This is a genomic window from Szabonella alba, assembly GCF_016765775.1.
Classification (GTDB): domain Bacteria; phylum Pseudomonadota; class Alphaproteobacteria; order Rhodobacterales; family Rhodobacteraceae; genus Szabonella; species Szabonella alba.
In genome coordinates this window covers 1-2022 of sequence record NZ_JAESVN010000038.1, presented here as the reverse complement: position 1 = coordinate 2022, position 2022 = coordinate 1, and the positions used below count along the sequence as shown (strand labels likewise).

General features: G+C 61.3%; 2 protein-coding genes. Both read left to right on the top strand.

Annotation, left to right across the window (positions count from 1 at the left end; all coding sequences use genetic code 11):
* Positions 1-305, top strand: a 305-nt coding sequence (locus JL811_RS19800) for a M10 family metallopeptidase C-terminal domain-containing protein (RefSeq protein ID WP_420496794.1), incomplete at its 5' end; no start/stop codon positions are given.
* A gap of 171 nt (positions 306-476) precedes the next feature.
* Positions 477-2022, top strand: a 1546-nt coding sequence (locus JL811_RS19795; protein WP_273542516.1) for a calcium-binding protein, incomplete at its 3' end; no start/stop codon positions are given.

Below are 2022 nucleotides of genomic sequence, written 5' to 3'. Positions count from 1 at the left end.
GCGATGTGATGAGCGGCGGGCCGGGCGCGGATGTCTTCGTCTTCGCCTCGGCGGCCCATATCGGCATCGGGGCGGGCCGTGACGTGATCACGGATTTCACCAGCGGCGTGGATGACATCGACCTGACCGCGCTGAACACCATGTTCAACGGCACGGGCGGGCTGGTCGGCGGCGGGCAGGCCTCGTTCTATCATTTCGCCGCCGGGGGTCTTCTGATCGGCGATCAGAACGGCGATGGCACGGCCGACTGGGTGCTGGAACTGACCGGGGCGCCGGGGGTCACCGCAGGCGATTTTCTTTTGTAACCGGGCCCCCTTACTTTTAATCGGCTCACTCTCCCGCGCAATACCTGTGATAATATATGCTTCATTGGGCAATTCCATGATACATATGTTCTTAAAATTAGTCTGAAGATGATCTGGTAGCAGGAGTTTCCGGCAAAATAATTCGCCACATTGGGCAACAGGGAGATGAAAATGGTGAATACCCCGGTCGCGGTCACACATGAGTTTTCTGTTAATCCCCCGACAAGCCTGTCGCGCTTCGACAGTTCGGTCGAGGCACTGGCGGGCGGCGGTTTTGTCGTTGTCTGGGGCTCCTACACAACCGGATATATCAGTCTGGGGCGCATCTTCGACGCAGCAGGCAATCCTGCAGGTGAGCAATTCCCGGTCACGTTCTCGGCTTCGACGACGCATGTGAACCCTGCCGTTGCCGCACTGCCCGATGGCGGGTTCGTCGTCGTGCGCGCGTCCATCGCGAATTTTGACGGCACGGGTTACAACGTGCGGGGCGCGAGGTTTGACGCCACGGGCACCCTCGTGGGAGAGGAGTTTGCGGTGAACCTGCCCGTGACGGGCTGGCAGGTCAATCCATCCGTCACGGCGCTGTCCGGCGGTGGCTTCGTCGTGTCCTGGGACGGCGAGAATATCGACCCGTCCAGCTATGGCGTCGCCGCACGGGTCTTCGATGCCGCAGGCGATCCCGTCGGTGACGAGTTTGCGGTCAACACCTATACGGACAACATCCAGTTCTACAGCCGCACCACGGCCCTGGCCGATGGCGGTTTCGTGATCACCTGGGCATCGAGCGGACAGGATGGCAACTCCTACGGGGCCTATGGTCAGCGCTTTGACGCGGACGGTGCCCGGGTCGGTCTGGAGTTCAGGATCAATACCCAGACATTCGGAGCACAATATGACGTGACCGTTGCCGCCCTTGAGGATGGTGGCTTTGTCGCAACCTGGACATCCTCGGGGCAGGATGGAAGTGGCCTTGGCATTTTCGGCCAGCGCTACGATGCGGCAGGGCTTCCCGTTGGGAGCGAATTCCAGGTCAATGTCTTTACCGCAGGTGATCAGAGCTTCAGTTCGGTTCTGGCGCTGCAGGATGGCGGGTTCCTTGTCACCTGGCAGTCCGCAGGACAGGATGGTGACCGGTTCGGCATCTTTGCCCGACGCTTCGATGCGGCAGGCGAGGCCATCGGTCAGGAGTTCCGGGTCAATCAGGACGGGGAGGGGAACCAGTATTTCAACGCCCAGGTCGGAGGGTCCAATGAGCTTTACGACGCCGCGCGGAATGTAACGCAACTGCCGAACGGACAGATCCTGTTCACCTGGATTGATCGGGATGAAGGCGTTTCGGGCACCGTGACCGGGCGGATGTTCACCCTGCCCGTCCTCGGCACCGAAGGGGCAGACGAGATTACCGGGACGGCACTTGCCGATGCGGTCTTGGGACTGGCGGGCGATGACACGATCCGCAGCGAGGGCGGCAACGACACGATCTATGGCGGTTTGGGGAATGACAATATCGGCGGCGGCGCGGGAGATGATCTGATCATCGACGGGGCCGGCAGCAACATCCTCTGGGGCGGCCTTGGCAATGACACGGTGCAGGGCGGATCGGGATCGGATACCATCCATGGCGGTGGCGATGGCACCAACCACCTGCTGGGCAATGATGGCAATGACCTGATCCATGCGGGATCGGGCGGCGATTTTATCGGCGGCGGCGCGGGCA